Source organism: Goekera deserti (assembly GCF_010685995.1).
Classification (GTDB): Bacteria; Actinomycetota; Actinomycetes; order Mycobacteriales; family Geodermatophilaceae; genus Goekera; species Goekera deserti.
Map to the genome: position 1 here is coordinate 140,249 of NZ_JAAGWK010000009.1, position 25,765 is coordinate 166,013.

25 protein-coding genes are annotated in these 25,765 nt (G+C 74.7%); 6 read left to right on the forward strand and 19 right to left on the reverse strand.

The window, feature by feature from the left end; all coding sequences use genetic code 11:
• Window positions 1-61: 61 nt before the first annotated feature.
• The 7 genes from G1H19_RS05060 to G1H19_RS05090 form a co-directional block, all read right to left on the reverse strand.
• Window positions 62-697 (reverse strand): Trp biosynthesis-associated membrane protein, encoded by a 636-nt coding sequence (locus tag G1H19_RS05060; protein WP_235927980.1) that lies wholly within the window; start codon window positions 695-697, stop codon window positions 62-64.
• Window positions 694-2,214: an anthranilate synthase component I gene (locus G1H19_RS05065; RefSeq protein WP_235927981.1), complete on the reverse strand. Its 1,521-nt coding sequence runs from the start codon at window positions 2,212-2,214 to the stop codon at window positions 694-696. Before G1H19_RS05065 ends, G1H19_RS05060 begins: the two co-directional genes overlap by 4 nt.
• Window positions 2,211-2,594, reverse strand: a complete 384-nt coding sequence (gene hisI, locus G1H19_RS05070) for a phosphoribosyl-AMP cyclohydrolase (RefSeq protein WP_152730651.1) — start codon at window positions 2,592-2,594, stop codon at window positions 2,211-2,213. The genes G1H19_RS05065 and hisI overlap by 4 nt, the downstream gene beginning before the upstream one ends.
• Before the next feature lie 194 nt (window positions 2,595-2,788).
• Window positions 2,789-4,438, reverse strand: a complete 1,650-nt coding sequence (locus G1H19_RS05075) for an FAD-binding dehydrogenase (protein ID WP_152730652.1) — start codon at window positions 4,436-4,438, stop codon at window positions 2,789-2,791.
• Between the two features lie 98 nt (window positions 4,439-4,536).
• The gene (locus G1H19_RS05080; protein WP_152730653.1) at window positions 4,537-4,968 is read right to left on the reverse strand and encodes a hypothetical protein; all 432 of its coding nucleotides are present in this window, start codon (window positions 4,966-4,968) and stop codon (window positions 4,537-4,539) included.
• Window positions 4,969-5,074: 106 nt separating this feature from the next.
• Entirely contained in the window at window positions 5,075-6,919 is a 1,845-nt protein-coding gene (locus G1H19_RS05085) for an ABC transporter ATP-binding protein (RefSeq protein ID WP_235927982.1), read from the reverse strand.
• Window positions 6,916-8,751, reverse strand: a complete 1,836-nt coding sequence (locus tag G1H19_RS05090) for an ABC transporter ATP-binding protein (protein WP_162392531.1) — start codon at window positions 8,749-8,751, stop codon at window positions 6,916-6,918. Before G1H19_RS05090 ends, G1H19_RS05085 begins: the two co-directional genes overlap by 4 nt.
• Window positions 8,752-8,904: 153 nt before the next feature.
• On the opposite strand from G1H19_RS05090, the gene G1H19_RS05095 reads away from it, so the two are divergent.
• Window positions 8,905-9,720: a GNAT family N-acetyltransferase gene (locus tag G1H19_RS05095; protein ID WP_152730654.1), complete on the forward strand. Its 816-nt coding sequence runs from the start codon at window positions 8,905-8,907 to the stop codon at window positions 9,718-9,720.
• 11 nt (window positions 9,721-9,731) lie between these two features.
• On the opposite strand, the gene G1H19_RS05100 is transcribed toward G1H19_RS05095, so the two are convergent.
• The gene (locus tag G1H19_RS05100) at window positions 9,732-10,304 is read right to left on the reverse strand and encodes a GNAT family N-acetyltransferase (RefSeq protein WP_162392532.1); all 573 of its coding nucleotides are present in this window, start codon (window positions 10,302-10,304) and stop codon (window positions 9,732-9,734) included.
• A gap of 71 nt (window positions 10,305-10,375) precedes the next feature.
• Between G1H19_RS05100 and G1H19_RS05105 the strand changes: the two genes are divergently transcribed.
• The gene (locus G1H19_RS05105; RefSeq protein ID WP_235927983.1) at window positions 10,376-10,987 is read left to right on the forward strand and encodes a TIGR03085 family metal-binding protein; all 612 of its coding nucleotides are present in this window, start codon (window positions 10,376-10,378) and stop codon (window positions 10,985-10,987) included.
• A 164-nt stretch (window positions 10,988-11,151) separates the two neighbouring features.
• Here the strand turns inward: G1H19_RS05105 and hisF are convergent, their stop codons facing one another.
• The 3 genes from hisF to priA are packed head-to-tail and all read right to left on the reverse strand — an operon-like array spanning window position 11,152 to window position 13,066.
• Complete coding sequence (hisF, locus tag G1H19_RS05110) at window positions 11,152-11,949, reverse strand: imidazole glycerol phosphate synthase subunit HisF (protein WP_162392533.1); 798 nt, start codon at window positions 11,947-11,949, stop codon at window positions 11,152-11,154.
• Window positions 11,946-12,338, reverse strand: coding sequence for a RidA family protein (locus G1H19_RS05115; RefSeq protein ID WP_162392534.1), 393 nt, complete (start codon window positions 12,336-12,338; stop codon window positions 11,946-11,948). The genes hisF and G1H19_RS05115 overlap by 4 nt, the downstream gene beginning before the upstream one ends.
• The gene (gene priA, locus G1H19_RS05120; protein WP_162392535.1) at window positions 12,335-13,066 is read right to left on the reverse strand and encodes a bifunctional 1-(5-phosphoribosyl)-5-((5-phosphoribosylamino)methylideneamino)imidazole-4-carboxamide isomerase/phosphoribosylanthranilate isomerase PriA; all 732 of its coding nucleotides are present in this window, start codon (window positions 13,064-13,066) and stop codon (window positions 12,335-12,337) included. Before priA ends, G1H19_RS05115 begins: the two co-directional genes overlap by 4 nt.
• 142 nt (window positions 13,067-13,208) lie before the next feature.
• Between priA and G1H19_RS05125 the strand changes: the two genes are divergently transcribed.
• The 3 genes from G1H19_RS05125 to G1H19_RS05135 all read left to right on the forward strand — a co-directional run bounded on the left by G1H19_RS05125 (window position 13,209) and on the right by G1H19_RS05135 (window position 15,530).
• Window positions 13,209-13,808, forward strand: coding sequence for a nitroreductase family protein (locus G1H19_RS05125; protein ID WP_162392536.1), 600 nt, complete (start codon window positions 13,209-13,211; stop codon window positions 13,806-13,808).
• 18 nt (window positions 13,809-13,826) lie between these two features.
• Window positions 13,827-14,666 (forward strand): SDR family NAD(P)-dependent oxidoreductase, encoded by an 840-nt coding sequence (locus tag G1H19_RS05130; RefSeq protein ID WP_152730656.1) that lies wholly within the window; start codon window positions 13,827-13,829, stop codon window positions 14,664-14,666.
• 459 nt (window positions 14,667-15,125) lie between these two features.
• Window positions 15,126-15,530 carry a hypothetical protein gene (locus G1H19_RS05135; RefSeq protein WP_152730657.1) on the forward strand — a complete coding sequence of 135 codons (405 nt, stop codon included), beginning with the start codon at window positions 15,126-15,128 and terminating at the stop codon, window positions 15,528-15,530.
• Window positions 15,531-15,617: 87 nt separating this feature from the next.
• On the opposite strand, the gene hisH is transcribed toward G1H19_RS05135, so the two are convergent.
• The 6 genes from hisH to hisD all read right to left on the reverse strand — a co-directional run bounded on the left by hisH (window position 15,618) and on the right by hisD (window position 20,156).
• Window positions 15,618-16,247 (reverse strand): imidazole glycerol phosphate synthase subunit HisH, encoded by a 630-nt coding sequence (gene hisH / locus G1H19_RS05140; RefSeq protein ID WP_162392537.1) that lies wholly within the window; start codon window positions 16,245-16,247, stop codon window positions 15,618-15,620.
• A gap of 124 nt (window positions 16,248-16,371) precedes the next feature.
• Entirely contained in the window at window positions 16,372-16,953 is a 582-nt protein-coding gene (locus tag G1H19_RS05145; RefSeq protein WP_162392538.1) for a nucleotidyltransferase family protein, read from the reverse strand.
• The gene (locus G1H19_RS22510) at window positions 16,950-17,126 is read right to left on the reverse strand and encodes a hypothetical protein (protein WP_174278077.1); all 177 of its coding nucleotides are present in this window, start codon (window positions 17,124-17,126) and stop codon (window positions 16,950-16,952) included. The genes G1H19_RS05145 and G1H19_RS22510 overlap by 4 nt, the downstream gene beginning before the upstream one ends.
• Entirely contained in the window at window positions 17,127-17,723 is a 597-nt protein-coding gene (hisB, locus tag G1H19_RS05150) for an imidazoleglycerol-phosphate dehydratase HisB (protein ID WP_152730659.1), read from the reverse strand.
• Between the two features lie 5 nt (window positions 17,724-17,728).
• Window positions 17,729-18,865: a histidinol-phosphate transaminase gene (locus tag G1H19_RS05155; RefSeq protein ID WP_235927984.1), complete on the reverse strand. Its 1,137-nt coding sequence runs from the start codon at window positions 18,863-18,865 to the stop codon at window positions 17,729-17,731.
• Complete coding sequence (gene hisD, locus G1H19_RS05160) at window positions 18,855-20,156, reverse strand: histidinol dehydrogenase (protein ID WP_162392539.1); 1,302 nt, start codon at window positions 20,154-20,156, stop codon at window positions 18,855-18,857. The genes G1H19_RS05155 and hisD overlap by 11 nt, the downstream gene beginning before the upstream one ends.
• Before the next feature lie 112 nt (window positions 20,157-20,268).
• Between hisD and G1H19_RS05165 the strand changes: the two genes are divergently transcribed.
• Complete coding sequence (locus tag G1H19_RS05165) at window positions 20,269-21,162, forward strand: LON peptidase substrate-binding domain-containing protein (protein WP_162392540.1); 894 nt, start codon at window positions 20,269-20,271, stop codon at window positions 21,160-21,162.
• 133 nt (window positions 21,163-21,295) lie between these two features.
• On the opposite strand, the gene G1H19_RS05170 is transcribed toward G1H19_RS05165, so the two are convergent.
• Entirely contained in the window at window positions 21,296-21,985 is a 690-nt protein-coding gene (locus G1H19_RS05170; RefSeq protein ID WP_162392541.1) for a DUF2567 domain-containing protein, read from the reverse strand.
• Window positions 21,986-22,095: 110 nt separating this feature from the next.
• On the reverse strand, window positions 22,096-25,656 hold the full coding sequence (gene dnaE, locus G1H19_RS05175) for a DNA polymerase III subunit alpha (RefSeq protein ID WP_235927985.1): 3,561 nt from the start codon (window positions 25,654-25,656) through the stop codon (window positions 22,096-22,098).
• Window positions 25,657-25,765: the final 109 nt, after the last annotated feature.

Sequence of the window (25,765 nt, forward strand, 5' to 3'; positions counted from 1 at the left end):
CCACGGGCGGGGCCGCGGGACGGCGTCCGCCCGGTGCCGGGCCCGGCCCCTGGTCACGTGCTCACGCGGTGGGGTCCTCGCCGCGGTCCAGGGCCTTCCACGCCGCCTGGTGCCGGTCCTCGGCGGTCATCGGCCGGGCCGGCCCGGTGCCGCGGGCGGTGGCGCCGGCGGCCGGTCCCGGCGTCCGCTCGTAGCGCCGGCCGGTCCCCGACCAGCGGCGCCCGCGCAGCACCACGAACGCCCCGACGGCGACGGCGACCAGCCCGGCGAGCACGGCCAGCACCGGCCAGGTGGCGTGCACCCGGGTGTCCAGGGTGGCGTCCACGACGCTGACCGTGGTGATGTCGGAGAGGTCGGGCCGGGACCCGCCGGTGAGCACGTCGACCCCGGTCCAGGCCAGCGCCAGGCCGCCGAGCACCATCAGCACGCCGACGACCGCCCGGAGCACGCCCTGGACGGCGAGCACGGCGAGCGCGGCGGCGAGCAGCACCAGCCCGGTGGCCGAGACCAGCGGCGAGGTGGCGGCACCGGACAGCTGGTCGGTGAACGGCGGCAGCGGCGGGCTGCGGGTGACCGTGACGTCGACCCAGGTCTGACCGGAGGTCATCAGGGCCAGCCCGCCGGCCGCGGCGCTGCCCACGACCGCCGCCGACAGCTCGCGCCGGGTACGGGGCGCCGGCTGGTCGGGAGAGCTCACCGGTCGTCCCGGGGCGTGGGCACGACCAGCCGCAGGCGCTCGGCGGTGGCGATCGCGCTCAGCACGGCCCGGGCCTTGTGCCGGGTCTCGGCCTCCTCCAGGTCGGGGTCGCTGTCGGCGACGATCCCGGCGCCGGCCTGCACGTGGGCACGGCCGGCGTGCAGCACCGCCGTGCGGATGGCGATGGCCATGTCCAGGTCGCCGGTGGCGGCGACGTAGCCGACGGTGCCGGCGTACAGCGCGCGCCGGGTGGGCTCCAGGGACTCGATGATCTCCATCGCCCGGGGCTTGGGCGCCCCGGAGACGGTGCCGGCCGGGAAGGTGGCGTCGACGACGTCGAGGGAGTCCCGGCCCGGGGCGACCTCCCCGCCGACGGTGGAGACCAGGTGCATGACGTGGCTGTACCGCTCGACCCGCATGAAGTCCGCGACCTCCACGGTGCCCGGCACGCTGACCCGGCCGAGGTCGTTGCGCGCCAGGTCCACGAGCATGACGTGCTCGGCCCGCTCCTTGGGGTCGGCCAGCAGCTCCTCGGTGAGCCGCAGGTCCTCCTCCGGGGTGGCCCCGCGCGGGCGGGTGCCGGCCGGCGGGTGCACGACGGCGGCGCTGCCGGTGACGGTGACCAGCGCCTCGGGCGAGGAGCCGACCACCTCGAACGGCGACTCCCGCCCGGCGAAGCGCAGCAGGTACATGTACGGCGAGGGGTTGGTGGCCCGCAGCACCCGGTAGAGGTCCAGGGCCTCCACCGCGGTGGTGAGCGTGAAGCGCTGGCTGAGCACCACCTGGAAGGCGTCGCCGGCGCGGATGTGCTCGCGCACCCGCTCCACGCCGGCGGTGAAGACACCGGGGGCCATGTTGCTCTGCACCTCGGGCACGTCGGCCGTCTCGACGGTGGCCACCGCCGGCGGGCCCGCGGTGGTCAGGGCGTCGGCCATCGCGTCCAGCCGGGCGACGGCGTCGTCGTAGCCGCCGGGCACGCCGCGCAGCACGTTGGCGATGAGCAGCACGGTGCCGTCGGTGTGGTCCAGCACGGCCAGGTCGGTGACCAGCATCATCGCCAGCTCGGGCATCCCGAGGTCGTCGGTGCTGCTGTCCGGCAGCCGCTCCAGGCGCCGCACGACGTCGTAGCCCAGGTAGCCGACCAGGCCCCCGGTGAGCCGCGGCAGCTCCGGGTCACGCGGGGAGCGCAGCCGGCGGGACAGCACCCGGACCGCCTCCAGCGGGTCGGCCGGCAGGTCGTCGGTGAGACCGGCCACCACGTCGCCGGTCCAGACGGTGGCGCCGTCGCGCTCGGTGAGCAGGCCGGCGCTGCGGACCCCGATGAAGCTGTACCGCGACCACTGCTTGCCCTGCTCGGCCGACTCCAGCAGCACGGTGCCGGCCCGGTTGCCGGCCAGCTTGCGGTAGATGCCGACGGCGGTCTCGCTGTCGGCCAGCAGCCGCCGGGTGACCGGGAGCATCGGCTGGTCCAGGCCGTCGGCGGTGGCCCGGTCCGGGCTGGTGACGCCGAGCCTCACGCCGGCACCCCGACGACCGGCGCCAGGGAGCTGGCGAAGCAGCTGCGGGCGCCGGTGTGGCAGGCCGGGCCCTCCTGGTCGACGAGCACCAGCAGCGCGTCGCCGTCGCAGTCCAGCCGCACGTCGCGCACCCACTGCCGGTGCCCGGACGTCTCGCCCTTGACCCAGTGCTCGCCGCGGCTGCGGGACCAGTAGGTGGCCCGGCCGGTGGTCAGCGTGCGGTGCAGCGCCTCGTCGTCCATCCAGGCGAGCATGAGCACCTCGCCGGTGTCGTGCTGCTGCACCACGGCGGCGACCAGCCCGGCCGGGTCCCGGCGGAGCAGCGTGGCGACCGCGGGGTCGAGCGACGGGACGGGGTCGAGCGCGGGGACGACGGGCATGCGCCCCATCCTCCCGCACGCGCCACGCCCTCCCGCCGCACCGTCCCCACCGCGCTGCGCGACCCCGCCGCGCCACCCCCGCCGTGGTCGTGCGGCCTTGCCCGCGCTCCTGCGGCCGGGCAGCACCGCGGGAGCGGGGGCAACACCGCAGGAGCCACCTCCAGGCAGCCGACGACGAGCAGCCGACGCCGGGCTCAGACGGCGGCGGCCGCGGCCCGGCCGGCGGTGCGGCCGGAGAAGATGCAGCCGCCCAGGAAGGTGCCCTCCAGCGAGCGGTAGCCGTGCACGCCGCCGCCACCGAAACCGGCCACCTCACCGGCCGCGTACAGCCCGCGGAACGGCTCGCCGCCGGGGGTGAGCACCCGGCCGGACAGGTCGGTCTCCAGCCCGCCGAGGCTCTTGCGGGTGATCACGTTGAGCCGGACGGCGATCAGCGGGCCGGCCGCCGGGTCGAGCAGCCGGTGCGGGGTGGCGACCCGGATCAGCTTGTCGCCGAGGAACTTCCGTGCGCCGCGGATGGCGGTGACCTGCATGTCCTTGGTGAAGGCGTTGGCGATCTCCCGGTCGCGCCCGACCACCTCGGCCTCGACGGTGGCCAGGTCGACCGTCGGCGTCCCGCCGGTGACCTTGTTCATCCCCTCGACGAGCTCGGCGAGGGTGCCGGCCACGACGAAGTCGACGCCCTTGTCCAGGAAGGCCTGCACCGGGCCGGGGGCGCCCTTGCGCACCCGGGTGAGCAGGAGCTTCACGTCCTTGTTGGTCAGGTCGGGGTTCTGCTCGGAGCCGGAGAGGGTGAACTCCTTCTCCACGATCTTCTGGTCCAGCACGAACCAGGTGTGCCCGTACCCGGTCGTGCCGATGTGGGCCAGCGTGCCGAGGGTGTCGAAGCCGGGGAACAGCGGTACGGGCAGCCGCTTGCCGGTGGCGTCGAGCCACAGCGACGACGGGCCGGGCAGGATCCGGATGCCGTGCCGGGCCCAGATCGGGTCCCAGTTCTCCACGCCCTCGGTGTAGTGCCACATCCGGTCGGCGTTGACCACGTGGCCGCCGGCGTCCTGCACGGTCTGCTGCATCAGCCCGTCGACGTGCGCCGGGACGCCGGACAGCATCTTCTCCGGCGCCGGGCCGAGCCGCGCGGGCCAGTTGCGGCGCACCAGCTCGTGGTTGCCGCCGATGCCGCCGGAGGTGACCACGACGGCCTGCGCGGACAGCTCGAACTCGCCCACCTCGGTGCGGGAGGTGGCCACGCCGCGGGCCGCGGTGCTGGGCTCGAGCACGGCACCGCGCACGCCGGTGACGGCGCCGTCGGTGACCACCAGCCCGGTCACCCGGTGCCGGTAGCGGATCTCCACGAGCCCACGGGCGACGGCGTCGGTGACGCGGCGGACGAACGGCTCGAGCACGCCGGGGCCGGTGCCCCAGGTGATGTGGAAGCGGGGCACCGAGTTGCCGTGGCCGGTGGCGCCGTAGCCGCCGCGCTCTGCCCAGCCGACGACGGGGAAGAACCGTATGCCCTGCTGGCGCAGCCACGACCGCTTCTCCCCCGCGGCGAACTGGAGGTACGCCTCGGCCCACTGGCGAGGCCAGTGGTCGGTGTCCCGGTCGAACCCGGCGGTGCCGAACCAGTCCTGGCGGGCGAGCTCGAGGGAGTCCTTCACCTTGAGCCGGCGCTGCTCCGGGCTGTCCACGAGGAACAGCCCGCCGAAGCTCCAGAACGCCTGGCCGCCGAGGTTGCTCGCCGGCTCCTGGTCCAGCACGATCACCCGCCTGCCGGCGTCGGCCAGCTCTGCGGTGGCGACCAGTCCGGCCAGCCCCGCACCCACCACGATGACGTCAGCGTCCATGGGTGCGAAGCTACCGCCGCGGACCGCACCGGTCCTGGCGGCGGCGGACACCCGCTGCCCCGGCGCTTGGCTGCGGCCGACAACGTGACCGGGGTCGGTCAGTGGTGGCAGGCGGCGACCCAGCGTCGCACCTGGGGCAGGACCGGCAGCACCGTCGCGAGCAGCGGCCCGGCGCCGAAGAAGGCGACCGTCCCGAGTGCATCGGCGGTGATCCCGTCGGCGCAGGCGAACACCGCGACGACGGCGGTCGTCGCCAGGGCCGACACCGCGAGAACCGCCCAGGACCGCCGGCGCAGCAGCCGCACCACGCCGATGAGGACGGCCACGCTCAGCACGGCCGGGACGGCGACCAGCCACCAGCCCGACCAGTCGCCGTGGCCGGCGGAGAACGCCCAGAAGACGAAGCCGGCGAACGCCAGCGGCACGACCCCGACGACCGCGGCGACGGCGGCCAGGACCGCGGCGACCGGGGTGCGGGGCGCGGTGGCGGCCGGGGCGACGCGGTCGACGGTCACCGGGGAGGAGCTCATGGCAGGGCACGCTAGGCGCCGTCCGGCGTCCGCGGGGTGGTCCGGAGGCAGGCGTGGGTGTCGTGACCGGTGGGGCGGGCGGTGCGGGTCGGCCGACCGGCGCGGGTCAGCCGACCGGTGCGCGCAGCCCGCCGGAGGAGCGGCGCCAGGAGGCGTGCAGCCGGGCGTAGACGCCGTCGACGTCGACGAGCTCGTCGTGCCGGCCGCGCTGCACGACCCGTCCGGCGTCGACCACGACCACCTCGTCGGCGCGCTCGGCGGTGGACAGCCGGTGCGCGATGGTCAGCGTCGTCCGGCCGTCGGTGAGCCGGTCCAGGGCCAGGGTGAGCCGCCGCTCGGTGGCCGGGTCGACGGCGCTGGTGGCCTCGTCGAGGACCAGCACGTCGGGGTCGGCGACGTAGGCCCGGGCGACGGCGATCAGCTGCCGCTCCCCGGCCGACAGCGACTCGCCGCGCTGGCCGACCGGGGTGCCGACGCCGTCGGCGAGGCCACCGACCCAGTCGTCCAGCCCCAGTTCGGCGAAGGCCGCGGTGACCTCGGCGTCGGTGAGCCCGGGCCGGCCGTAGCGCACGTTGTCGGCGACGGTGGCGTCGAACAGGAAGCCGTCCTGCGGCACCATGACCACCCGCATCCGCAGCGAGTCGAACGCCACCTGGTCCAGCGGCACCCACGTGCCGTCGTGACCGAGCAGCACCCGGCCCGACGTGGGGTCCATCAGCCGGGTCAGCAGCTTGGCGAAGGTGGTCTTGCCCGACCCGGTCTCGCCCACGACGGCCACCCGGGTGCGCGGGGCGACGACCAGGTCGACGTCGTCCAGTGCGGGCCGGCCGCCGGGTGAGTAGCGGAAGGTGACGTGGTCGAAGCGCACGCCGAGCGGCCCGGGCGGCAGCTGCCGCGCGGTGGCCGGGTCGATGACCGCGGGGTCGCGGATGTCCGGCTCGGTGTCCAGCACGTCGAGCACCCGGCGGAACCCGGCGACGGCGTTCTGCGCCTCGTTGATCACCTCGCTGGCGGTCTGCACCGGGGAGACGAACAGGGTGACCAGGAACAGGAAGGCGATCAGCGTGCCGGCGCTGAGGTCGCCGCCCACCCCGAGCAGCACCCCGACCACGACGACGGCGGCGTTGGCGACCGCGGCCACGAACTCACCGGTGACGTAGACGCCGGCGGTGACCTTCTGGGCGTGGACCGAGGCCTGGTAGTGCCGGTCGACGGCGGCGTCGATGCGGGCGGCGGTGCGCTGCCGGATGCCGTAGGCACGCACGGTCGGGGCGCCCACGACGCTCTCGGAGACGGCGGCCAGCACGTCGCCGACCCGCTCGCGCACCACGCCGTAGACCGCGGCGAGCCGGCGGGCGAACCACTTCACGGCCAGGCCCAGCGGGATGAAGCAGACCAGCACGACCAGGGTCAGCTGCCAGGAGTAGAACGCCATGACGGCGGTGGCGACCACCAGCTGGCCCATGCTGACCAGACCGAGCACGCCGCCCCACTGCATGAACACCGACAGCTGGTCGACGTCGCTGGTGACCCGGGAGACCAGCGACCCGCGCCGCTCGCCCTGCTGGTGCAGCACGGTGAGGTCGTGCACGTGCCGGAAGGCGCGCACCCGCAGACCGGCCAGCGCCGTCTCGGTGGTGCGGAACAGCCGCACGTTCATCCGGTACACGGCCAGCGCGGTGACCAGCACCACGACGGCGCAGATGCCGACGACGACCTGGACGAACGTGATGTCCGGGCCGCCCGGGGCGTTCAGCCCGCGGTCCAGGGTCTGCTGCACGGCGATCGGCACGACCACCCGGCCCGCGGTGGCGACCAGGGCCAGGGCGAGGGTGGCCGGGAGGCCGCGGCGGAACTCCGGCATCATGGCCAGCCCGCGCCGCAGGGTGCGGGTGGCGCTCTCCTCCGGCCGCTCGCCGGTGCGCTCGTCGGGCAGGGGCGCGGCGCTCACGCGGGCACCTTCTCCCCGGCGGGCGACGGACCACGACCCGGTGCTGCTGCCGGGTCGTCGACGTAGGCCTGGACGAGCCGGGCGTAGCCGGGCACGGAGGCGAGCAGCTGCTCGTGGCTGCCGCGGGCGACCAGCCGGCCGCGCTCGATCCAGACCACCTCGTCGGCCAGGCTGATGGTGGCCTGCCGGTAGGCGACGACGACCACGGTCGCCGGCTGCTCGCCGGGGGCGTCGGGTCGGCGCAGGGCGTCCAGGATGCGGGCCTCCACCGAGGGGTCCACGGCGCTGGTGGCGTCGTCGAGCACCAGCAGCCGCGGGCGCCGGACCACGGCCCGGGCCAGGGCCAGGCGCTGGCGCTGCCCGCCGGACAGGGTGGCGCCGCGCTCACCGACCTGGGTGTCCAGGCCCTCGGGCAGCCGGTCCACGAAGTCGTCGGCGGCCGCCGTCCGGAGGGCGCGGTGCACCTCGGCGTCGCTGTGGTCGCCGCCGAGGGTGATGTTGCCGCGCACGGTGTCGTCGAACAGGAAGGTGCCCTGCGGGACGAACGCGGCCTGGGTGCTCACCTCGCCCTCGCGCAGCGAGCGCAGGTCCACGCCGTCGAGCAGCACGGCGCCGTCCCGCGGGTCGACCAGGCGCACCAGCAGACCGGCGAGGGTGGACTTGCCGGAACCGGTGGGGCCGACGACGGCGACCGTGCTCCCGGCCGGGACGTCGAAGGTGACCCCGTGCAGCACCTGCCGGTCCTGCCCCGAGCCGTCCTGGTGGGCGAAGTCGACGCCGTCCAGCGCCACGTGCGCGCCGCCGGTGCCGCCGGTGGCGGTGTCCGGGCCGTGCGGGGTCTCCCCCGACGCCTCCAGGACCGGGGTGACCCGGTCGTAGCCGGCCAGGGCGCGGGGCAGGTCGGCGAGCACCCAGCCGATCGCGCGGACGGGCAGCACCAGCAGGGTGAACAGGTAGGCGATGGACACCAGCTCGCCGGGCTGGGTGTCCCCGCGGGCCACCTGACCGGCGCCGATGAACAGCACGGCGAGGGTGCCGAGGTTGGGCAGCGCCTCCAGCACCGGGTCGAACAGGCCGCGGACCCGGCCGACCGCGACCAGCCCGTCGCGCAGCTCGTCGGCCCGCTGGGCGAAGCGCGCGGTCTCCGACGTCTCCCGGCCGAGGGTCTTGACGACCAGCGCGGAGTCGAAGCTCTCGTGCGCGATCTCGCTGACCTCGGCGCGCAGCTGCTGGGCACGCTGCATGCGCGGGGACATGACCTGGGAGTAGACGACGTTGGCCAGGAAGACCAGCGGGAAGACGACCAGGCCGACCAGCGCGAGGACCGGGTCGGTGAGCAGCAGGGCGACGACGGTGATGGCGACCATGACCAGCGCGCCGCAGGCGAAGGGCAGTGGCGAGACGAAGAACCAGGCGGCCTCGACGTCGGAGTTGGCGTTGGACAGCAGCTGGCCGGTGGGGTGGCGCTGGTGCCAGCTCAGCGGCAGCCGGAGGTACTGGCCGGTGACCCGGCGGCGGTACTCGGCCTGCAGCCGGAAGCCCATCACGCCGGCGAACAGCCGCCGGCCGAGGATCCCGAGGATCTTCAGCACGGCGACGCCGACGATGACGCCGGAGGCGAGGGCGAGCGCGCCTGCCGTCGTCCGGCCCTCGTCGAAGGCCGGGATGATCACCCGGTCGGCGACCCCGCCGATGACGTACGCGCTGGCCACGGTCATGGCGGCGTAGAGGCTGCTGCCCAGGAACGCGAGGGTGAAGAAGACCGGCTCACCCGCGATGGCCCGGCCGATGTGGCGGATCCCGCGCCGGACGACGGCATCACGGCCAGACACGGAGCTCCTTCGGGGTGGGTGGCCCGAGCCTACCCGGTGGTTACCAGTCCTAACGGACTCCACGGGGCGGGCCAGGGTGCCCGATCGCCTGCGTGCAGGGCGCCTACGTGCTGGGCGCCTGCGTGCTGGGTGCCTGCGTGCCAGGGTGGCCCGGTGACCGCGGACCTGCCCCGGGCCGAGCGGGCGGTGCACGCCCGGTCGCTGCTGGCCCTGGCCGCTGCGCGCGCCGCCGGCCTGCCCGGGGTGCTGGACGGCGGGGAGGTCGACGGTCTGCGGTTCACGCTGTGCACGTCGCCGGGGCTCGCCTTCCTGACCGGGGTGACCGGGGTGGACGCCGACACCGTGGGTGCCCTGCCGGGTCTGCTGGCAGCACTCGCCGGCCGTGGCGCCGAGGTGGTGGGCGTGGTGGGCTCGCCCGAGGTGTCGCCGGTACTGGAGGAGCTGGGGCTGCGGCGCACGGCGCCCCGCCCGATCGGCGTCCGGGCAGTGGGCGACGCGGACCGGGCACCCCGCGCCGGACAGTCGGTGACCGCGCCCCCCGTGCCCGGACCGCCGGCGACGGCACTGCCGGTGACCAGGGACGACCCAGCGTTCCTCGACGTGCTCGTCGCGGGCTACGGGGGTGATGAGGCGGTCCGGCGGTTCCTGGCCGCGGAGCACGCCGATGTCCGGGTGCGGGGGTTCGTGGCCCGGCCGGACGGGGTGCCGGTGGCCGCGGCGGCGCTGAGCCTGCACGGCGACGTCGCCGTGCTCGGTGGCTCCTCGACGCTGCCGGCTCACCGTGGCAGGGGCGGGCAGACCGCGCTGCTGCACGCCCGGCTGGCCGCCGCGTGCGGCGCCGGCGCGACGCTGGCGACCGCCACGGCCGCGCCGGGGTCGCCCAGCGCCCGGAACCTGGCGCAGGCCGGGAGCACGGTGCACGAGCGGCCGGCCTGGACCGCCGGGCGAGCCGGCGGTCCGCCGTCCTGACGTGGTCCGGTTCAGGCCAGGGCGCGCAGCCGGGCGTGCAGGTGCATGTCGTGGAAGCCGTCGGCGTGCCGGGCCTCGCGCCGCTTGGTCCCCTCCAGGTCGTAGCCGCAGGCCCGGGCCACGGCGCAGGACGCCGGGTTGGCCGCCGAGTGCTGCAGCTCCAGCCGGTTGAGCCCCAGCTCGTCGAGCGCCCACCGGGTCATCGCGTCGAGCGCCCGGGCGGCGACCCCGCGGCCGCGGGCGGCGGGCACCACCCAGTAGGCGACCGACGCCAGACCCTCGTGCAGGTCCAGCGTGCGCAGGTCCATCCGGCCCACCAGGGTGCCGTGCTCGGTGACCGCCCAGCCGGCCCCGGTCTCCGCCGCCCAGCGCGCGGCGGGGGCGTCGACCCAGGCTGTGGCCTCCTCCGGTGTCATCGTGCGGGCGTGCCAGTGCTGGATGGCCGGGTCGGCGTAGGCGGCGGTGACGGCCGGCGCGTCGGTCACGGCCCAGGGCCGCAGCACCAGCCTCCCTGCGGTGAGCACCGGCTGCGCCCGACCGGACAGCGACCCGGGCGGCACGACGGGCGGGACGAGGGAGGGCACCTGCCGAGTGTGGCTCGCAGCGGGCCGGTGAGCGGGGTCGGCGCAGCACATCCGCTGGGTAGCCTCGGATCGTGACCTCCACCCCCTCGCTGTCCGTGTCGGAACGGCACGCGCTCGCCGACCTGCTGGCCGAGGTGGGGCCGGGTGCGCCGACCTGCTGCGAGGGCTGGACGACCGCGCACCTGGCGGCCCACCTGGTGATCCGGGACCGGCGGCCGGACTCGGCGCCGGGCGCGGTGCTCGGCGGTCCGTTCGGCGCGTGGACCGCCCGGTTGCTGGAGCGCACCCGGCTGGAACGGGACTACGCCGACCTGGTGCGGGACGTGCGCAGTGGCCCGCCGCGCTGGTCGCCGACCGCCTGGCCCGCGGTGGACCGGCTGGTCAACACCGCGGAGATGGCGGTGCACCACGAGGACGTGCGGCGGGCGCAGCCGGGCTGGGAGCCGCGCGTGCTGCCCCGGTCGGCGCAGGACCAGTTGTGGGGCGCGGTGCCGTTCCTGGCCCGGGCCGGCCGCGCCGACCACCCCGGCGGGCTGCTGTTCCGCCGCACCGACGTCGAGGGCGTGGAGAAGCTGGTGAAGAAGGGCGACACGGTGACGTCGGTGGCCGGCGAGCCGATGGAGCTGCTCTTCTGGGCCGGTGGCCGGGACGCCGCGCGGGTGACGGTCACGCCGCCCACCTGACGGCAGGAGTGCCGGCCACGACCCCGGCGGTTGGTCGGCTGCTCGACCGATGCCCTGGCGCCACGCGGCGACGGGTGCCGGGACGGACCACCTGCCGCCTCCCGTCCGGCGGCCCCGTCCCCGGCCCGTCGACATGTCGACACGGCGACCTGTCGACCGGGTGCTCAGCCAGGCAGCGGTGTGTCGCCCTCGTGCCGGACCGGCACCCCGGCCGCGGCGAGCGCCTGCTTGACGTCGCCCACCCGGAGTTGGCCGAAGTGGAAGACGCTGGCCGCCAGCACGGCATCGGCGCCGGCGGCCACGGCAGGCGGGAAGTGCTCGACCGCACCCGCTCCCCCGCTGGCGATCACCGGGACGGCGACCTCCCGGCGGACGCTGCGGATCAGCTCGGTGTCGAAGCCGGCGCGGGTGCCGTCGGCGTCCATCGAGTTGAGCAGGACCTCGCCGATGCCCAGCTGCGCGGCCTGCACCACCCACTCCACGGCGTCCCGGCCGGTGCCGCGGCGGCCGCCGTGCGTGGTGATCTCGAAGCCGGAGTCGGTCCGCGCGCCGTCACGGCAGCGCCGCGCGTCCAGCGACAGGACCAGGACCTGGTTGCCGTAGCGGTCGGCGATCTCGGCGATCAGCTCCGGACGCTCGACGGCCGCGGTGTTGACCGCGACCTTGTCCGCGCCCGCGCGCAGCAGCCGGTCCACGTCCTCGGCGGCCCGCACGCCACCGCCGACGGTCAGCGGGATGAACACGCTCTCCGCGGTGCGCCGCACCACGTCGTAGGTGGTCTCCCGGTTGCCCGAGCTGGCCGTGATGTCCAGGAAGGTCAGCTCGTCGGCGCCCTCGGCGTCGTAGACGCGGGCCATCTCCACCGGGTCCCCGGCGTCCACCAGGTCCACGAAGTTGACGCCCTTGACGACGCGGCCCGCGTCGACGTCCAGGCACGGGATGACCCGCACGGCCAGGCTCACGCGCTGGCCCCGCGGACGAGGTCGGCCTCGATCTCCACCAGCATCGCCGGGTCGATGAGCGCGGCCACCTGCACCATGGTGGTGGCCGGGCGGATGGCCCGGAACACGTCGCCGTGCACGTGGCCGACCTCCTTCCAGCGGCTGATGTCGGTCACGTACAGCCGGGTCCGGATGACGTCGGTGAGCGAGAACCCGGCCTTCTCCACACCCGCGGCGAGGGTCTCCAGAGCCTGACGGGTCTGTCCGGCGACGTCGCCCGGGCAGACGACCTCCCCGTCGACGACGGCGGTCGTGCCGCTCACCCACGCCATGTCGCCGTGCACCACGACCCGGCTGTAGCCGACGATCGACTCCCAGGGCGCCCCGGACCCCAGCCGCAGGACCGTCACCGCTGCTCCCCGGTCACCCGCAGCGCCTCGGGCAGGGTGAACGCGCCCGCGTACAGCGCCTTGCCCACGATCGCGCCCTCGACGCCGATCGTCGTCAGCCCGGCCAGCGCCCGGACGTCGTCCAGGGAGGACACCCCGCCGGAGGCGATCACCGGCCGGTCGGTGGCGGCGCAGACCTCGCGCAGCAGGCCGAGGTTGGGGCCCTGCAGCGTGCCGTCCTTGGTGATGTCGGTGACCACGTACCGCGCGCAGCCCTCGGCGTCCAGGCGGGCGAGGGTCTCGTACAGCTCGCCGCCCTCCCGGGTCCAGCCGCGGGCGGCGAGCCGGGTGCCCCGCACGTCCAGGCCGACGGCGATCCGGTCCCCGTGCTCGGCGATCGCCCGGGCGCACCACTCCGGCGACTCCAGCGCAGCGGTGCCCAGGTTGACCCGGCGGCAGCCGGTGGCCAGCGCGGCCTCCAGCGACGCGTCGTCCCGGATGCCGCCGGACAGCTCCACGTCCACGTCGAGCTCCCCGACCACCCGGGCGAGCAGCTCACGGTTGGAGCCGCGACCGAAGGCCGCGTCCAGGTCGACCAGGTGCACCCACTCCGCGCCGTCCCGCTGCCAGGTCAGGGCGGCGTCCAGGGGGTCGCCGTAGGAGGTCTCGCTGCCGGCCTCCCCCTGGACCAGGCGGACGGCGAGGCCGTCGGCGACGTCGACGGCGGGGAGCAGCTGCAGCTTCGGCACCCGCACAGCGTAGGGACGGCGGCGGCGCGTCCGCGTCACCGGCCGCTGGTGTCGGCCCGGACGTCCGTGCCCGGCCCGCGCACCGTTCTGTCGGTGGGGTGCGGCAGGGTGCCGGGCATGCAGTCCCGAGGAGGTGCGCGCCGTGGAGTTCGCTGAGGTGGTGCGTCGCCGGCGCATGGTGCGCGACTACGACCCCGATCGCCCGGTGCCCCCTGAGGTGCGCGAGCGGTTGCTGGAGCACGCCGTCCGGGCGCCGTCGGCGGGGTTCAGCCAGGGCTGGGCGTTCCTGGTGCTGGAGTCGGCCGGGGAGCGGGAGCGGTTCTGGGCGGCGACCACCGACGGTGGCACGCCGGACGGCTGGCTCACCCGGATGCGCCGGGCCCCGCTGCTGGTCGTGCCGCTGTCGCACAAGGCGGCCTACCTGGACCGGTACGCCGAGGCCGACAAGGGCTGGACCGACCGCGACGAGTCCCGCTGGCCGGTCCCCTACTGGGACGTCGACACCGGCATGGCCGCCCTGTTGATGCTGCTCACCGCCGTCGACGAGGGTCTGGCCGGGTGCTTCTTCGGGGTGCCGCCGGAGCGGGTGCCGGCCCTGCGCGCCGCGTTCGGCATCCCGGAGGACCACCGCCCGATCGGTTGCGTCTCGGTGGGCTACGCCGGGGCGGAGGACCGCCGGTCACCCTCGCTGCGGCGGGGCCGGCGGCCGGTCGAGGAGGTGGTGCACCGGGGGTCGTGGTGACTGGTTGACTGCCGGGCCATGACCACGGAGCCCACCATCACGGACACCACGGAGCCCACGACGACGGAGCCCACGACCGGGCTGTCCGGCACCGCCGACGCCGCGAGCAGCGGCCGGGGCGTGCTGGTCACCGGCGCGTCCCGCGGCATCGGCCGGGCCGTCGCCGCTGCGTTCGCCGCGCGGGGTGACCGGGTCGCGGTGCACTGGGGCAGCTCGCGGGCCGAGGCGGAGCAGGTGCTGGCCGGGCTGCCCGGTGCCGGGCACGTGCTGGTGCAGGCCGACCTGGCCGACGCCGACCAGGTGGGCCGGATGGTCGACGAGGCCGCCGCGGGGCTCGGCCGGCTGGACGTGCTGGTGAACAACGCCGGGGTGTTCCTGGCCCACCCGCCGCTGGAGACCGACTACGAGCAGTGGCAGGCGGCGTGGTCCCGCACCCTGGCGGTGAACCTGCTGGGCGCGGCCCACGCCACGTTCCGCGCCGTGCCGCACCTGGTGGCCGCCGGCGGCGGTGCGGTGGTCAACGTCTCCAGCCGGGGCGCGTTCCGGGGTGAGCCGAACTGCCCGGCGTACGGCGCGTCCAAGGCCGGCATGAACGCCTTCGCGCAGTCGATGGCCCTGGCGCTGGCACCGCAGGGCATCTCGGTGACCGCGGTGGCGCCGGGGTTCGTGCAGACCGAGATGGCCCGCGACGTGCTCGACGGCCCGGGCGGGGACGCGGTGCGCGCCCAGTCGCCGTTCGGCCGGGTCGCCCGGCCCGAGGAGGTCGCCACCGCGGTGCTCTGGCTGGCCTCGCCGGAGGCGCGGTTCTCCAGCGGCACCATCGTGGACGTCAACGGCGCCTCCTACCTGCGCAGCTGAGCCGGGGCCGGTTCCCCGCACGGCGTGGTCGGCGCTCGGTCGTGGCACGACCACGTCCTCGTGGGTGGGATGCTCGGCCCACCCCGCGCCTTCTCCCCCGGGGACGGCCAGCAGCTGTCCTGCGACTCCCGGGCCAAGCGCCCGGCCCGCTTCGCCTTCTGCGGGCGCACCCGGACCACGACGCACCCGGGTCCGCGGGAGCACCCGTCGGACCGGCCCCGGCACACGACCGAGCGACGCCCCTCCCGACGTTCCCGCGGGAACGTCGCACGTCCCGGACGCGGCCACGTCCGGCAGCGGCCGCACACCCCACCTCGTTGCGGGGATGCTGGCGCCCTGCGAGCTGAGACCGATCGCCGTCGGCCGAGCATGTGGACTGGCTCGGGGGCAACACGGTCATCGAACCGGCGCGCCGTGCGCCGTGCGCCGTGCGCCGTGCGCCGTGGCAGGGTCCGCCTGATGGCCATCGACATCGACGCCCTGCTGCGACGGGTGGTGGGTGACGTCTTCGCTGCCGACGTCCGGGTCGACTACTCGACAGAGAAGGCCCCGCACGAGCACCGCGTCCGGCTCACCGACCCGAGTGGAACGCGGCATGCGGGACTCCGGGCGTCCTACGAGTGGTTCGAGGCGGTCGTCTTCGACCTGGATGTCTCGACCGCGCTGTACGACTACGACGACGAGGAGGACGACAAGGAGGCCGTCCTGCGGGCGCTGGCACTCGTCGTCCGTGCCTATCTGGACGGCGAGGGACGCATCGTGCAGAGGCGCGGCCTGCTCCGGTCGTCCCCCGTGCTGAGGGTCGAGATGCTCGGACGCGAGTGGGAGCTGGGCCGCCGATGGAGCCGGCCGCACTACCCCTAGAAGCCTCTGCCCCGTGAGCGCCGGTCGTCCTCCCGGGCCTTGGTGGTCCGCTCCTGGCGCAGCATCGGCAGCCTCGCGGCCCCGCAGTCAGACCGTGGCGAGCCAGTTGGTGAGCAGCTGCGCGCCGGCGTCCCCGGACTTCTCCGGGTGGAACTGGGTCGCCGACAGCGGGCCGTTCTCCACGGCGGCGACGAACCGGTCGCCGTGTTCGGCCCAGGTGACCTTCGGCGGCTGCAGCCGGCCGCCGTCGGGCTGCAGGGGGAACTCGCGCACGCCGTAGGAGTGCACGAAGTAGAACCGCTGGTCGGCGAGACCGGCGAACAGCCGAGTGCCGTCAGCCGGCTGCACGGTGTTCCAACCCATGTGCGGCAGCACGGGTGCCTTCAGCTGCTCGACGACGCCGGGCCACTCACCGCAGCCCTCCGCGTCCTGGCCGTGCTCGACGCCGCGCTCGAAGAGCACCTGCATGCCGACGCAGATGCCCAGCACCGGGCGACCGCCGGCCAGCCGCCGGCCGATCACCTGCGGCCCGTCGGCCTCCCGCAACCCGGCCATGCAGGCGGCGAACGCTCCCACGCCGGGGACGACGAGCCCGTCGGCCTCCAGGGCGGCGTGCGGGTCCCCGGTGACGGTCACGTCGGCACCGACCCGGGCCAGTGCCCGCTCGGCGGAACGCAGGTTGCCCGACCCGTAGTCGAGCACGACGACCTTCTTCACGGCTGCCACGCTACCCACCAGCGGCAGCGACCGCGGACCTGTTCCCCGTCGTGCGCCGGCTCTCAGCCGGGGGCACGCCGTACAGCCACGACAGCACCGTCAGCTCCGGCCACCGCGCCGGCCCTCAGCCGGGCACGCCGTCCGGCCAGGGCAGCACGGTCAGCTCCGGCCACTGGGCCTGCCAGCGGGCCGCCTTCGCCTCGTACACCGCTCGCGGCGCCAGCCGCGGGTTCGGCCGCACCACCAGGTCGAACAGGTCGCCGAACCCGTGCGGGGCGTACACCCGGGGCCGGCCGCCCGCGACCGTCACCCCGACGCAGCAGCACACCGCCGCGAAGTGGTCGATGGCGTCCGCGCAGTCCCGGAACGGCGGCGCCGGGCGGCCGAAGTGCTCGGCGTACCAGAGGTGCACCCGGGCCTCGTTGCGGATCTCCACCGGCACCCCGACGTCGGCGAACAGCGCCGCACCACGGCGGATGACGGCGTCTTCGGCGTCCCAGGAGGTGTCGGGGTCGAAGTAGAAGAGGTCGGCGTCCCGGATGCCGGTGCCCGGCGCGCGGCCGGTCAGCCCGTTCCACACCGACTGGACCAGCACGCCTGCGGTCAGCCACCAGTCCTGCACGCCCAGCTCCGGGGCCCGGTCCAGGACGGCTGCCACGTCCGGGGCGGCCAGGACCAGGTCCAGGAACCGTTGCTCGTCGCTCACACCTGGTAGAGGATCCCGGCCGCGACGGCGAGCCCGGCGGCGACGAGCAGGACGACGGTGAACAGCACCTGCGGGGTGGTACGGCCCTTCACGTCGTGGTCGGCCTGCCAGATGCTCCACGCGCCGCCCAGCAGGAACAGGCCCAGGGCGGTGAGCGCGATGCCGAAGCTCACCTACAGGGCGCCCTTGGTGCTGGGCACGTCGGTGATCCGCGGGTCCAGGGCCACCGCCGCGCGCAGCGCCCGGGCCAGCGCCTTGAACTGGCCCTCGACGATGTGGTGCGCGTCGCGGCCGGCGTAGAGCACGCGCACGTGCAGCGAGATGCGCGCGTTGAACGCGAAGCTCTCCAGCACGTGCTTCGTCAGGCTCGTCGGGTAGTCCGGCCCGATCATCGGCGTCATGCCCTCGGGCTCGGCGTGCACGAAGTAGGGCCGGCCGGAGAGGTCGACCGCGGCCTGCACCAGCACCTCGTCCATCGGGATCGTCGCGTCGCCGTAGCGGGTGATGCCGCGCTTGTCCCCCAGCGCCTCGGCGAAGGCCTGGCCGAGCGCGATCGCGACGTCCTCGACGGTGTGGTGTGCGTCGATGTGCAGGTCACCGTCGGCGCGCACCGTCAGGTCGATGCCGCTGTGCTTGCTCAGCGAGGTCAGCATGTGGTCGTAGAAGCCGACCCCGGTGTGGATGTCGCCCTTCCCGGTGCCGTCGAGGTCGACCTCGACGGTCAGGGTGGTCTCGCTGGTGGTCCGTTCGACGCGGGCGGTGCGGTTCATGCCGCTCATCCTCCCTGACCGGCTCCGACGACCGGCACGATCTCCCCCAGCGCGGTGAGGAAGGCGTCGGTCTCCTCGCTGGTGCCGGCGGTGACCCGCAGCCAGCCGGGCAGGCCGACGTCGCGCACCAGCACGTCGCGCTCCAGCAGCGCCCGCCAGGCGGCGGGTGCGTCGCCGAAGTGGCCGAACAGCACGAAGTTGGCGTCGCTGGGCACGCTGGTCAACCCCATGCCGGGCAGGGCGGCGACGATCCGGTCCCGCTCGGCCTTGACGGCGTCGACTCCTGCCAGCAGCGCGTCGGTGTGCGCCAGTGCCGCCCGGGCAGCGGCCTGGGTCAGCGAGCTCAGGTGGTAGGGCAGCCGCACCAGCTGCACCGCCTCGACCACGGCGGGGTCGGCGGCCAGGTAGCCCAGCCGCAGGCCCGCCATGCCGAAGGCCTTGCTCATCGTCCGGCTGACCACCAGCCGGGGCCGGCCGGCCAGCAGGGTCAGCGCCGAGCGGGTGCCGGGCCGGGCGAACTCGGTGTACGCCTCGTCCACGACGAGCATGCCCCGGGTCGCGTCGTAGAGCGCCTCGATGGTCTCCAGCGCCACCGCCGTCCCGGTGGGGTTGTTCGGGCTGGTCACGAAGACGACGTCGGGCTGCACCGCGCGCACCTGGGCGACGGCGGCCTCGGCGTCGACGGTGAAGTCGGCCCGCCGGTGCCCGTCGACCCAGCCGGTGCCGGTGCCGGCACTGATGATCGGGTGCATCGAGTAGGACGGCGTGAACCCCAGCGCGGTGCGCCCGGCGCCGCCGAAGGCCTGCAGCAGCTGCTGCAGCACCTCGTTGGAGCCGTTGGCCGCCCACACCTGGTCCGCCCCGACCGGGACGCCGCTGGTGCGGGCGAGGTAGGTGGCGAGGTCGGTGCGCAGGGCGACGGCGTCCCGGTCGGGGTACCGGTTGAGGCCGCGGGAGGCCTCGGCCAGTGCCGTGCCCAGGTCGGCCAGCAGCGCCGCGGGGAGCGGGTGCGGGTTCTCGTTGGTGTTCAGCCGGTGGCGCACGTCCAGCTGGGGCGCGCCGTAGGCGGTCTTCCCGCGCAGCTCCGGGCGCAGCGGCAGGTCGTCCAGCGAGGTCACCGGTGCGTCGGCGTCAGCGGGCACGGGCGCGCACGGCGGCGGCGTGCGCCGGGAGGTCCTCGGCGCCGGCGAGGGCGTCGACGTGCCCGGCGACGTCGGCCAGGGCCTGCTCGTCGTACTCGACCAGGTGGATGCCGCGCAGGAAGGTCTGCACCGACAGCCCGCTGGAGTGCCGCGCGCAGCCCCCGGTGGGCAGCACGTGGTTGGACCCGGCGATGTAGTCACCCAGGCTCACCGGCGCCCACGGACCGATGAACACCGCACCGGCGTTGCGCACCCGCAACGCGACCGCCCGGGCGTCCCGGGTCTGGATCTCCAGGTGCTCGGCGGCGTACGCGTCCACGACGGCGAGCCCGGCGTCCAGGTCGTCGACCAGCACGATCCCGGACTGGGTGCCCTCCAGGGCGGTGGTGATCCGGTCGGAGTGCTTGGTGGCGGCCACCTGCCCGGGCACCAGCGCGAGGACGGCGTCGGCCAGCTCCTCGCTGGTGGTGACCAGCACCGCGCCGGCCAGCGGGTCGTGCTCGGCCTGGCTGATCAGGTCCGCGGCCACGTGCACCGGGTCGGCGGTGTCGTCGGCGAGCACCGCGACCTCGGTGGGACCGGCCTCGGAGTCGATGCCGATCAGCCCGCGGAGCAGCCGCTTGGCCGCCGTCACGTACACGTTGCCCGGGCCGGTGACCAGGTCGACCGGCTCGCAGGAGCCTGCGCCGTAGCCGAACACCGCGATCGCCTGGGCCCCGCCCACGGCGTAGACCTCGCTGATCCCGAGCAGCGCGCAGGCGGCCAGGACGCCGGGGTCGGGCAGGCCGCCGTTGTCCCGCTGCGGCGGCGTGGCCACCGCGATCGACTCCACGCCGGCGATCTGGGCCGGGACGACGTTCATGACCACGCTGGACAGCAGCGGCGCCAGACCGCCGGGCACGTACAGCCCGACCCGGCGCACCGGCACCCAGCGCTCGGTGACGGTGCCGCCGCGGACGACCTCGGTGGTCACGTCGGTGCGGCGCTGGTCGGCGTGCACCCGGCGTACCCGGGCGATCGACTCCTCCAGCGCGGCGCGCAGCCTCGGGTCGCAGCCGGCCAGCGCCTCGTCCAGGGCGGCCTGCGGGACGGCGAAGTCCTCGGCGTCCACGCCGTCCAGGCGCGCGGTGATCTCGCGGACCGCCTGGGCGCCGCGGATGCGCACGTCCTCGCAGAGCGGGCGGACCGTGGCCAGCACCGCGTCGATGTCCGTCCCGGCGCGCGGCAGCAGGCCGGACAGCTCCCGTACGCCGGGGAGCGCGGATCCACGCAGGTCGATGCGGGCGAGCACGGGCCACCTCCGGCGGTCGTCAGGGGAGGGTCCAGCGTAACCAGCACCCGCCCGCCGGACCGACGGCGCCGATCACCACCGCCGGGGCCCTGGTCTGCGTAGGCTGCGGCTCGTGGGCGATCTGATCCCGCTGTTCCCGCTGGGGTCGCCCCTCTTCCCCGGCGTGGTGCTGCCGCTGCAGGTGTTCGAGCCCCGCTACCGCCGGCTCGTCGCCGACCTGGTGGCGCTGCCCGCGGGCAGCGACCGCCGGTTCTTCGGCGTGGTCGCGATCCGGCAGGGCTGGGAGGTCGAGCGGGTCGCCCCCGCCGAGGCCCTGTTCGACATCGGCACCACCGCCCTGCTGCGCGCGGTCACCCCGCAGCCCGACGGCGGGTTCCGGATCGTCACCGTCGGCGGTGACCGGTTCCGGCTGCTGGACGTGCACGTGGCGGACGACCCGCCCTACCTGCAGGCCGACGTGGAGTGGCTGGCCGACGAGGAGGCAGCGGAGGAGGCCGCCGGGGACTCCGAGGGCCTGCAGGCGCCCGCGGTGCCCGGTGGCGACCCGGAGGGCAGCGAGAGCGCGGAGGTGGCGCGCTCGGTGGCCCGCGGCTCGATGGGCCTGCTGGCCCGCAACGTCCGGGACCTCTTCGCCCGCTACGCCACCGAGGTGGCGCTGCTGCAGGGCGGGGTGCTCGACGAGTCCGACGTCGACCCGACCCTCGACGCGGCGCTGGCGCCGGGCGCGCAGCTCGGGCTGGACGGCGAGGACGGCCCGGGGCTGGACCCGGAGACCGCGGCGCTGCTGCGCCAGGTCAGCCACGACGCGCGCGGCCTGTCCTACCTGGTCGCCTCGGCCGCGCTGCTGACCACCGAGGACCGGCAGGCGCTGCTCGCCGAGTCCGCCACCCGGCGCCGGCTGGCCAGCGAGGTCCGGCTGCTGCGCCGGGAGCTGATGCTGCTGCGCGAGCTCGGTGCGGTGCCGGTGCCGCTGCACCAGTTCGCCGGGCCGCTGACCCCCAACTGACGGACCCGTCCTCCTCACCCCGCGCAGGCTGGGGACGGTGCCTGGGCGGGATCCTGCGCGCGGGCCGTTCCCGTGCCGGGACGCACCACCGCGCCGGGTGGGTACATCCCGGCATGGGCGCGGCCCGATCGCCTCAGGCCTGGGTGCCGCTGCCCGGGCGCGGGGTGTCCAGGCCGGAGCCGGTGGCCGGGTCCGGCCTGAGCGGCGGGACGTCTGCGGCGGTGGCGTCGGCACGGGCGGCGGCGCCGTCGTGGGCGCTGTGGGGGGCGTCGGCCGGATCGGCGTCGGGCCAGTCGTCGCGGTCCAGGTCGTCGTGGGCGGCGAACACGGTGCACAGCAGGTAGACCAGCACCGCCAGGAACGGGCCGATGGCCAGCGCCGCGATCGCGTTCAGCTCCAGTGCCGTGGTGACCCGCCGGCCGACGTCGACCAGCTCCTCGGGGCTGGGCCCGGCGCCGAGCCGCTCCCCCACCTGCCAGGCGACGACGGACGCCGCGACCATGCCCAGCGCCAGGGCGACCAGCACCGGGACGCCGCGGTGCCGGCGCAGCGCCCAGGTCGCGGCCCCGGCGAGCAGGCCCAGGCCGGCGAGCACGAACAGGTAGACGCTGTCGTCGCCGGCCAGCAGCTCGCTGGACACGTCGCCGATCGCGACCGGCCCGGTGTCGGTGATCCGGAAGTCGGCCCGCGGGGCCCACCACAGCCACAGCAGGCCGGCCGGCCCGCCGAGCACGGCCAGCACCAGGACGACACCCGCGGCGGTGCGCAGGTCGCCCCGGGCACCGCGCAGCCCGTCCCAGCGGGCCGAACGCACAGCGGGCACGGGCGACGGTCCACCCGGGTCACGATCCGGCGGCGGCAGGTACGGGGCACCGTGGGCCGGCGGCCCGCCCGGGACCGCGGGGCCCGGCGGCCCGCCCGGGGCGGCCGGCGTCACAGCAGCGCCACCGAGGTCGGCCCGAGCAACGCCTTGATGTCGCCCATCAGGGCGGTGCTGGGCCGTACCCGCAGCCCCTGGTCCAGCCGCAGGACCGTCTCCCGGCCCCCGTTGATCAGCTTGAGCTGCACCTCGGTGGTGCCCGGGTGGCTGCCCAGCACCTCGCGCAGCCGCTCCACAACCGGCGGCGTGCACCGGGAGGCCGGCATCGACACCAGCACCGGGCCGCGCGGGCCCTCGGTCAGCTCGGGCACGTACACCTCGGAGGCGAACAGCGAGGGCGTGTCGTCCCGGCGGCTGATCCGGCCCTTGACCACCACGATCGCGTCGCGGACCACCTTGTCCTGCACCTGCGCCCAGGTCTTGGGGAAGAACAGCACCTCGATGCCGGCCTCGAGGTCCTCCACCGTGGCGATCGCCCAGGGCGCGCCCTGCTTGTTGGTGCGCGGGGCCACGGCGGTGAGGATGCCGGCGATGGTCACGTTGGCGCCGTCCTCCACGCCGCCGGAGATGATCTCGGCCAGCGCGGTGTCGGCGTGCGAGGTGAGCACGTGCTCCACGCCGAACAGCGGGTGGTCGGAGACGTAGAGGCCGAGCATGTCCCGCTCGAAGACCAGCCGCTCGGACTTCGACCAGTCGGCGGTGGGGATCGGGATGTCCAGCGCGGCGCTGAGCGGGTCGGCCACCCCGGAGTCCTCGCCGAAGCTGCCGAACAGGTCGAACTGGCCCTCGGCCTCCTTGCGCTTGAGGCCCATCGCGGAGTCGACCGCCTGCACGTGGATGGCGGCGATGCCCTGCCGGGAGTGGCCCAGGGAGTCGAAGGCGCCCGCCTTGGCCAGGGACTCGATGACCTTCTTGTTGCAGGCGACGGTGTCGATCTTGCGCATGAAGTCGGCGAAGTCCTTGTACGGGCCCTTCTCCTCCCGGGCGCGCACGATCGAGTCCACGACGTTGTGCCCCACGTTGCGCACCGACGCCAGGCCGAAGCGGATGTCGGTGCCGACGGCGGTGAAGTCCCAGGAGGACTCGTTGACGTCGGGCGGGAGCACCTTGATGCCCATCCGCCGGCACTCGGCCAGGTACACCGGCCGGCGGTCCTTGTCGTCGCCGACGCTGGTGAGCAGGCCGGCCATGTACTCGGCCGGGTAGTTGGCCTTGAGGTAGGCCGTCCAGTAGGAGATCAGCCCGTAGGCGGCCGAGTGCGCCTTGTTGAACGCGTAGTCGGCGAAGGGGACGAGGATGTCCCAGAGGGTCTTGACCGCCGCCGCGGAGTAGCCGTTGGCCTTCATGCCGGCCTCGAAGCCCACGTACTCGGCGTCCAGCACGGACTTCTTCTTCTTGCCCATCGCCCGGCGCAGCAGGTCGGCCTTGCCGAGTGAGTACCCGGCGACCTTCTGCGCGATCGCCATGACCTGCTCCTGGTAGACGATCAGGCCGTAGGTCTGGCCCAGGATCTCCTCCAGAGCCTCGGCCAGCTCCGGGTGGATCGGGGTGATCTCCTGCTGGCCGTTCTTGCGCAGCGCGTAGTTGGTGTGCGAGTTGGCGCCCATCGGACCGGGCCGGTAGAGCGCACCGACGGCGGAGATGTCCTCGAAGTTGTCCGGGCGCATCAGCCGCAGCAGCGAGCGCATCGGGCCGCCGTCGAACTGGAAGACCCCGAGCGTCTCGCCGCGGGCCAGCAGGGCGTAGGTGGCCGGGTCGGTGAGGTCCTTGCTGAGCTCGTCGAGGTCGATCGGCTCCTTGCCGTTGGCCACGATGTTGCGCAGCGCGTCGTCGAGCACGGTGAGGTTGCGCAGGCCCAGGAAGTCCATCTTGAGCAGGCCGAGCGTCTCGCAGGTCGGGTAGTCGAACTGCGTGATCACCGCGCCGTCGGACTCCCGGCGCATGATCGGCACGCTGTCGATCAGCGGGTACCGGCCGATGATCACCCCGGCGGCGTGCACGCCCCACTGGCGCTTCAGGCCCTCGAGCTTGCGGGCCTGGTCGATCACCTCGGCGGCACCCGGGTCGGACTCGTAGCGGGCCCGGAACTCCGAGGCCTCCTTGTAGCGCTCGTGACTCGGGTCGAAGATCCCCGACAGCGGGATGTCCTTGCCCATCACGCCCGGCGGCATCAGCTTGGTCAGCTCGTCGCCCACGGAGTAGGGCCGGTCGAGCACGCGGGCGGCGTCCTTGACCGCGGCCTTGGCCTTGATCGTCCCGTAGGTGACGATCTGGCTGACCCGCTCCTCGCCGTACTTCTCCGAGACGTAGCGGATGACCTCACCGCGCCGGCGCTCGTCGAAGTCGATGTCGACGTCGGGCATGGAGACGCGCTCGGGGTTGAGGAACCGCTCGAAGATCAGCCCGTGCGCCAGCGGGTCGAGGTCGGTGATGCCCATGGCGTAGGCGGCCAGCGAGCCCGCGGCCGAGCCACGGCCCGGGCCGACCCGGATGCCCTGGTCCTTGGCCCAGTTGATGAAGTCGGCGACCACGAGGAAGTACCCCGGGAAGCCCATCTGGACGATGATCGAGACTTCGTAGTCGGCCTGCTTGCGCACGTGGTCGGGGATCGTCCCGCCCGGCCAGCGCTTGTGCAGCCCGCGCTCGACCTCCTTGACGAACCAGGAGGTCTCGTCCTCGCCCTCCGGCAGCGGGAAGCGGGGCATCAGGTCCGCGCCCTCGGTGAAGCCCACCTCGCACTGCTCGGCGACCAGCAGCGTGTTGTCGCAGGCCTCGGGGTGGTCGGGGAACAGCGCGCGCATCTCGGCGGCGCTCTTCAGGTAGTAGCCGTCGCCGTTGAACTTGAAGCGGTTGGGCTCGTTGAGCCGGGAGCCGGTCTGGATGCACAGCAGGGCGTCGTGCGCCGCGGCGTCCTCGCGGTGGGTGTAGTGCAGGTCGTTGGTGGCCAGCAGCGGGATGCCCAGGTCGCGGGCGATCTCCAGCAGCGCGGGCTTGGTCTTCTTCTCGATCGCCAGACCGTGGTCCATGATCTCGGCGTAGAAGTTCTCCCGCCCGAAGATGTCCTGGAAGTCCGCGGCGGCCTGCCGGGCGCGGTCGGGCTTGCCGGCGCGCAGCCACATGTTGACCTCGCCGGACGGGCAGCCGGTGGTGGCGATCAGGCCGGTGCCGTAGCGCTCCAGCAGGTCCCGGTCGAAGCGCGGCTTGCGGTACTGGCCCTCCAGGCTGGCCAGCGAGGACAGCCGGAACAGGTTGTGCATGCCCTCGGTGGTGCGGGCCAGCAGGGTCATGTGGGTGTACGCGGCCTTGCCGCGGTTGGAGCCGCCGTCACCCTCCTCGTCCAGCATCTTCTCGCCGAAGTCGAACGGCGCGCGGTCGAAGCGGGAGCCGGGCGTGTAGTAGCCCTCCATGCCGATGATCGGCTTGACCCCGGCGGCCTTGGCCTTGGAGTAGAAGTCGTAGGCGCCGAACACGTTGCCGTGGTCGGTCATGGCGAGGGCCGGCATGCCCTCGGCGGCGGCGGCCTTGGTCACCTCCGGCAACTTGGCTGCGCCGTCGAGCATCGAGTACTCGGTGTGCACGTGCAGGTGCACGAAGTTCTTCGACGGATCAGTCACGTTCTCGCTGTGCTCCTCAAGCAGGACGGGCTCGTGCAGGCGTGGACCCCGGTGCCGGGGCACGCGGCCCGGCCCCGGGTACGGGGACGGGCAGCCCCTGCGATCCTCG

Excerpts from the sequence above, each read along its gene's own strand:
- hisI (WP_152730651.1), bottom strand. The coding sequence starts at position 2,594 with ATGCCCGTCGTCCCCGCGCTCGACCCCGTCCCGTCGCTCGACCCCGCG.
- G1H19_RS05075 (WP_152730652.1), bottom strand. The coding sequence starts at position 4,438 with ATGGACGCTGACGTCATCGTGGTGGGTGCGGGGCTGGCCGGACTGGTC.
- G1H19_RS05080 (WP_152730653.1), bottom strand. The coding sequence starts at position 4,968 with ATGAGCTCCTCCCCGGTGACCGTCGACCGCGTCGCCCCGGCCGCCACC.
- G1H19_RS05130 (WP_152730656.1), top strand. The coding sequence starts at position 13,827 with ATGACCACGGAGCCCACCATCACGGACACCACGGAGCCCACGACGACG.
- G1H19_RS05135 (WP_152730657.1), top strand. The coding sequence starts at position 15,126 with ATGGCCATCGACATCGACGCCCTGCTGCGACGGGTGGTGGGTGACGTC.
- hisB (WP_152730659.1), bottom strand. The coding sequence starts at position 17,723 with ATGAACCGCACCGCCCGCGTCGAACGGACCACCAGCGAGACCACCCTG.